Origin of the sequence: Brevibacterium moorei, from assembly GCF_024580735.1 — a bacterium.
GTDB lineage: Bacteria > Actinomycetota > Actinomycetes > Actinomycetales > Brevibacteriaceae > Brevibacterium > Brevibacterium moorei.
Genome location: NZ_JANIJX010000048.1, coordinates 1 through 5,705, shown reverse-complemented (window position 1 = coordinate 5,705; position 5,705 = coordinate 1). Strand labels below are relative to the sequence as shown.

The window sequence follows — 5,705 nt, the reverse complement described above, 5'->3', positions numbered from 1 at the left end:
ACTTCGAAGGTGATCTTTCTTCTGCGGGAATTGAACTCTAGACAAGTCCTATTTTCCCAGGTCAGAGGTCACCTTCACCTATTCATCCACACCCCGGACACCCCACACCATGAAAAACCCAGGCTAGGCGCGCGTTACCACCAACGAGGCGTTCTGGCCCCCGAACCCGAATGCATTCACCTGGAAGGCGTCCCCGGTCACAGCAGAAGGAGAGCCTAACGGCACCCGAAAACTCACCTCGGGTTCGAGCTCGGTGGTATTCGCCGTCGGCGCCAGAGTACCAGAATCCATGGTGTGCAAGCCGGCGATCACACCCATAACGCCCGCCGCGCCCGCTGTATGCCCGAGCGTTCCCTTGAGCGAAGTTACGGCGACCTCTGGCGGGAAAAGTTCGTTGATCGCAATGATTTCGGAAATGTCTCCCACCGGAGTTCCGGTCCCGTGGGCGACCACCGCCCCGATTTCGGAAGGCGCTATTTCAGCGTCAATCTGCGCTGCTCGGATCGTTTCGACTTCCCACTTCCCCGACGGATCGGGGGAGGAAGGATGGTATCCATCTGACAGTGAGGCATAGCCGCGCACAATTCCATGTACACGGGCACCTCGCTTCTCAGCGTGCGCCAGGTTCTCCAGAACAATGACTCCGGCACCATCTCCCGGGATGACTCCCCTCCGATGGACGTCAAAGGGCATGCAGATCTTCGTCGGGTCTGCAACGTCAGTCGGGGACATCCCATACTGCGCCGCCGCCATCCCACTGATCTTGGCCTGCCCATTGTCCGTGCCACCGACGATTGCGGTATCCGCAAGCCCCGCTTCAATCATGCGTGCCGCGATTCCAATAGCGTCGAGGGATGACGCACATGCCGTCGACACCGTAAGCAACGGACCATGGAGGCGCCACCGCAGGGCGGTTTGGCCAGCGGCCATATTGGGCCACGCCATGAGCTGAACTTTCCTTGGTACCGCAGCAAAGCCACCCTCTCGATAAGCAGCGTCTGCGTCGTAGAGCGTTTGCGCCCCGGCCATTGAGGTGCCCATCACCACAGCTGTGCGCAACGGGTCAGGCTCGTCGATGCCCGCATCGGCCAGTGCGTTGGTAGCAGCTGCCACTGCATATTGGGCGAAGCGGTCTGTTCCGCGCGCAGTCCTCTCATCAAGCCAGTTGGACGGATCGAACTCGCGGACCGGTGCATAGAACAGATTGCCTCCCGCTTCGTCAGCCCACGGTGCATGTACCGCTGTCGACTTCCCTCGGTCCAGGCCGGCGTTGAACTCGCCGATCGTGTTTCCCAGGCTGGAGATGACCCCCCGTCCCGTGATAGCAACTTGCAGCATCTGGTCCTCCCTCATCGCAGAACTCCTGCGCCAGCTCGGCGCCCGTCTAAAACATTAGTTCAGAACTGACGTCGATGTCAATATCATTTTTTGTGCCAGAAGAGAGCCGCCAAGGGTATTCGAAAGCCCGAGCCGCCATCAGCCCATCAAACCGCGCCTCACTCTTCGGCGAGCCCGATTCCCCTACACCAGATGTTCGTAACGGTGTCGACGGCAGCGTCTACGTCGACGTCGTCTGCGGCATCGCGAAACAACCGAATGGAGGAGTGCATCACCATGGCGTTCAAGGCCCTGGCGGCATAGTAGGGTTGGATATCAGCAGCGACTTTACCCTGGCGCTTGAGCCGCGCCAGAGACTTCTCGGTACGTTCGATATTGGCCTCCGTGAGCGCTTCCAGCTTTTCACTCAGCACCTTGTTCACCGCGGCAGCCTCCAACCAGGCCGCCAGTAGCCGCGTATGTCGCGCATAGCCTTCTATGTAGGCTCGGTTCGAGCTCTCTACGGCTTCTCGCACCGTAGCATGTGGAGCAGACGAGACGTTTGCCGCACCGGCGATTTCCCGTTCCTGCGCCTCGATGACGGCGGCGAACGCCGCTTCTTTCGAATCAAAGTATGTGTAGAACGTACCGTACGCAGCATTTGCATCTTTCACGATGTCCGATACCTGCGAACTGACGAATCCGTCACGTTCGAATATCTTCTGCGCAGACGAAATGATTCGAGTCCGGGTTTCCCGACCCTTGGCGCTCAGCTCATCGAGCGTCTTCGGCATCCCACATCATCCCTCTCGATCATCCCTCTCGGTTACAGTGTGCACCTCGACTTCATGGTACCCGTCGATTATTGACATCATGTACAGTTATGCCATCGGCAAGGAAGCCGACCAATCGCTGAAGGATGGTGTAGCACATGAGTGCTCTGAGTTCGCACGAAAACGATCCAACTGGGCAGGCGATGCGCGCTCATCCCCCGTTGCACGACATCACTATCGAAGACCGTACCCCTGCCACTAGAGTCATCACGATCCAGCGGCCACATGTGAGGAACGCATACCGTTCGCGCACTGCCCAAGAACTGGCTGAAGCCATCACAGAGTTCGGGATCAATGAAAGTCTCCGGTCGCTCATCATTACCGGCGGCGACACGGCCTTCTGTGCGGGAGGCGATCTCAAGTCAGCTGAGGAATACAGCACAGGACACAACGACCAACTTGGACACGCAACCGTCGTGCGCAACGGTATGCACGGCGCGATCCGCGCTCTGCAAGCCTGCGATAAGCCGACCATTGCACAGATTTCGGGGGCCTGCACCGCCGGCGGATTAGCACTTGCGTTAGCCTGCGACTTGAGAATCGCAGACACTACTGCCACCTTTGGCGATCCAGCCAGTAAAGTCGGGTTGCTACCAGACGAAGGCGGCGCCTGGTTATTTTCCCGCGTCATGGGCGCCGACCAGGCCCTTTTGATGATGCTCACCGGTATCACTTATTCCGCGACCGAGGCGGCCAATAGAGGCTTGGTCACCTCAGTCGTCGAGCCGAATGAACTGCAAAGCACTGTCTTTGCACTCTGCGAGAGTATCGCCTCAACAGCGCCCATAACCACGCGCCTCCTGACTCGACTAGTACACAGCGCCACCGATCAGACGCTCGATCAAGCGCTTCAGACGGCCGAGCTCGCCTGCCAAATTGCCAACAATACGCGGGATGCAGATGAAGGGCTTGCCGCGTTCAAACAACACCGAGTCCCAGAGTATGAAGGCAAATAAGGAAGGAAACACATGTCAGAAATCATCGTCGAGCGCTCCGAAAAATCCGCGCGCATCGTTCTCAACCGACCAGATGCCATGAATACGATGAGCAATGCGCTTCTCGACCAACTCACCATTGCCCTTGAAGACCTCAACGACTCCGGCGTCGACATCATCACGATCACCGGCAGCGGCAAGGCATTCTGTGCGGGTGGAGACCTCACAGAAACTCACGATCGTTCTCACCCAAACCGAGCTATCGACAACCTGCGCTACCATACACGTGCCGCGGAGCTGCTGCGTGAAGGTCCCGCCATTACCATCGCGATAGTCAACGGTGCGGCTGCAGGCGCGGGGTTTGCACTCGCCGCAGCCTGCGACCTCCGCCTGGTTCACGAAAAGGCAGTGTTTCGTTCGGCGTTCCTCACCGCTGGGATGAGTGGGGACTTCGGTCTTAGCTGGTCACTGACCCGGCTTATCGGCGCCGCGCGAGCAGCTGAACTCCTATACCTCAATGAGAAGGTCTCAGCGGTTCGCGCCTACGAACTCGGACTGGCCACTAAAGTGCTGTCGTCCGAGCACTTCGAAGCGGAAGTCGCAGCAATCGTTACGACACTCGAAGACGCACCTCCATTGGCACTGGCCGGGATCAAGGCCAATCTCAATGACGCCCACAATCTCCAGTTCGCCGAGGCAATGCGGCATGAGGCCCCACGGCACATCGCCACCGGTTTCAGCGCCGATGCCGTCGAAGCAGGAGATGCCTTCTTAAACAAGCGCCGGCCCGTATTTTCCGGGAAATAGCTGCGGACAGAAGCCAGTCCTTCGAGAAGATGGAGTGGCTTCGCAGATGAGAAAAGCACGCGTAGGAGACATGTGCCTTCCACGCCGCTGGGGCCGCGCGGCGGTCACCCAACGTGTGATAGAAAAAAGAACGAAATTTATTCCCGCCATACAGACGAGAGCAAAGTTGCAATCGAGAGGGACGGAACCGTGAGCCAACCCGAGACCGCCACCGCAGTGCAACACAAGCAGACATTCAACAAATCTAGCCGAAATACGTGGCGGAATGACCGCACTCGTGTCCTCTGACGAGAGACTGACGTATGCCGAGTTTGAGGCCCTGACGAATCGCGTTGCACGTCTTTTCGCATCCATGGGAGTTGGACGAGGCGACTTCGTTCTCATCGCGTCATCGAAACCGTTGAAGTATCCAGTGGCTACCATCGCCGCACTTAAGATCGGAGCGGTTCCGATGCCGGTTTCCAGCATATTCGTACAGCGTGAGATCGACGCCCTGATCGATCTTGCCGCACCTGCTCTTGTGTTCGACGACACCGACAGATCCGTGTCCGTGAACCGGCTGAGATCCTTCGACGGGACCGCTGATCTGCCCGATAACCCACTCGTCTCCGTGTCCGCACCTGCTCTCAAAGCGCCTACATCAGGAGGTTCAACTGGAAACCCCAAGGTAATAGCTTCAGGCAGCCCTGGTATGCCGGCTAGCTTCCAAGGCCTGATCGAACTCTCCCGGCTTCCTACAAGTGGGGCCTGTCTTATGACCGCACCGCTGTACCACAACGTTCCCTTCACCGCTGTCTCAGGAAGCCTGGTTTCCGGACTGCAGGCCGTACTCATGGATCGTTTCGATGCGGAAGGAGCCTTGCCCCTTGATCAACTCGGAGCACGTTGCATGGGCCTATATGGTACTGACCATGATGCAGCGCATCTGGAAACTTCCCGAAGAAACACAATCGGCATACGACGTGTCCAGCCTGCGAAAGCTCGTCCATCTTGCCGCGCCATGCCCGCCATGGCTCAAACATGCCTTCATCGATTGGCTGGGGGTCGACGCCATCTATGAAATATTCGCAGCAACCGAGCAGCAGGCGGCGAATGGCTCAGTCACCCGGGCTCCGTAGGACGTCCGGTCAGTGGGGCCTTCAGCATACGCGACCCCGCCGGTAACGAACTCTCCACTGGACTTGTCGGTGAGATATGGATGAGGCGCGATGCCGATGCCTCGGCGCTGTCGCCGAAGTCGACGATGACGGGTGGGAAACCGTAGGAGACATGGGATGGCAGGATGAGGACGGATACATTTATCCCAGCGGCCGGCGATCGGACATGATGATCGTCGGCGGCGTGAATGTGTTCCCAGCAGAGATTGAGTCCGTAAGCAATCTGCACCCTCAAGTCATATCTTCCTGCTGCGTCGGTCTTGACGATGCGGAATCAGGAAAGGTCCCCATCCTGGCGGTGCAGACGAAAGATGGGGGAATACCGGAGGGGTTCGAGCAGCTCCTGGCAGATGGACTGTCCAAAAACAAACGACCTCACCAGCTCATCGCCGCTCAAGCCTCGCTATACGATCCAGCAGGCAAGACCCGACGCAGCGATATACGCTCAACGTACTTCTCCGGTTGACCGCCTCAAGCTGCTGTAGCCGAAAGTCCTTCCACCACAGTTCCGGCGACTCCGACCTGACTTCCACAACGTTAGTTACCCTGGCGGGGTGACGGCGTCGCGGATATAGGCGGCAGCCTCGGTGATGGGGTCGGCCGCGGCGATCGTGTGCCCGGCGATCGTCACACTAGTCTCGACGATCGGCTTGAGC

General features: G+C 58.4%; 6 protein-coding genes and 1 pseudogene. 5 read left to right on the top strand and 2 right to left on the bottom strand.

Translation table 11 applies throughout. The annotated features are described in order from the left end of the window. Positions 1-123 precede the first annotated feature (123 nt). Positions 124-1,353: a beta-ketoacyl-[acyl-carrier-protein] synthase family protein gene (locus tag NQ034_RS15940; RefSeq protein ID WP_257050007.1), complete on the bottom strand. Its 1,230-nt coding sequence runs from the start codon at positions 1,351-1,353 to the stop codon at positions 124-126. 143 nt (positions 1,354-1,496) lie between these two features. After that, complete coding sequence (locus tag NQ034_RS15935) at positions 1,497-2,111, bottom strand: TetR/AcrR family transcriptional regulator (RefSeq protein ID WP_257050006.1); 615 nt, start codon at positions 2,109-2,111, stop codon at positions 1,497-1,499. Between the two features lie 137 nt (positions 2,112-2,248). On the opposite strand from NQ034_RS15935, the gene NQ034_RS15930 reads away from it, so the two are divergent. The 5 genes and pseudogenes from NQ034_RS15930 (at position 2,249) to NQ034_RS15915 (ending at position 5,515) form a co-directional block, all read left to right on the top strand. Then, on the top strand, positions 2,249-3,106 hold the full coding sequence (locus tag NQ034_RS15930) for an enoyl-CoA hydratase/isomerase family protein (RefSeq protein ID WP_257050005.1): 858 nt from the start codon (positions 2,249-2,251) through the stop codon (positions 3,104-3,106). A 12-nt stretch (positions 3,107-3,118) separates the two neighbouring features. Further along, positions 3,119-3,892 (top strand): enoyl-CoA hydratase-related protein, encoded by a 774-nt coding sequence (locus tag NQ034_RS15925; protein WP_257050004.1) that lies wholly within the window; start codon positions 3,119-3,121, stop codon positions 3,890-3,892. A gap of 265 nt (positions 3,893-4,157) precedes the next feature. Continuing rightward, positions 4,158-4,730: pseudogene (locus tag NQ034_RS16520) on the top strand (AMP-binding protein); the annotation flags it as partial. Positions 4,731-4,758: 28 nt separating this feature from the next. Then, complete coding sequence (locus tag NQ034_RS15920; RefSeq protein ID WP_257050003.1) at positions 4,759-5,010, top strand: hypothetical protein; 252 nt, start codon at positions 4,759-4,761, stop codon at positions 5,008-5,010. Positions 5,011-5,161: 151 nt separating this feature from the next. After that, entirely contained in the window at positions 5,162-5,515 is a 354-nt protein-coding gene (locus NQ034_RS15915; protein WP_257050002.1) for an AMP-binding enzyme, read from the top strand. The last annotated feature ends 190 nt before the right edge of the window (positions 5,516-5,705 follow it).

Bases quoted from the DNA above. Each gene is read 5' to 3' on its own strand.
- NQ034_RS15940 (WP_257050007.1), bottom strand. From the start codon at position 1,353: ATGAGGGAGGACCAGATGCTGCAAGTTGCTATCACGGGACGGGGGGTC.
- NQ034_RS15935 (WP_257050006.1), bottom strand. From the start codon at position 2,111: ATGCCGAAGACGCTCGATGAGCTGAGCGCCAAGGGTCGGGAAACCCGG.
- NQ034_RS15930 (WP_257050005.1), top strand. From the start codon at position 2,249: ATGAGTGCTCTGAGTTCGCACGAAAACGATCCAACTGGGCAGGCGATG.
- NQ034_RS15925 (WP_257050004.1), top strand. From the start codon at position 3,119: ATGTCAGAAATCATCGTCGAGCGCTCCGAAAAATCCGCGCGCATCGTT.
- NQ034_RS15915 (WP_257050002.1), top strand. From the start codon at position 5,162: ATGGGATGGCAGGATGAGGACGGATACATTTATCCCAGCGGCCGGCGA.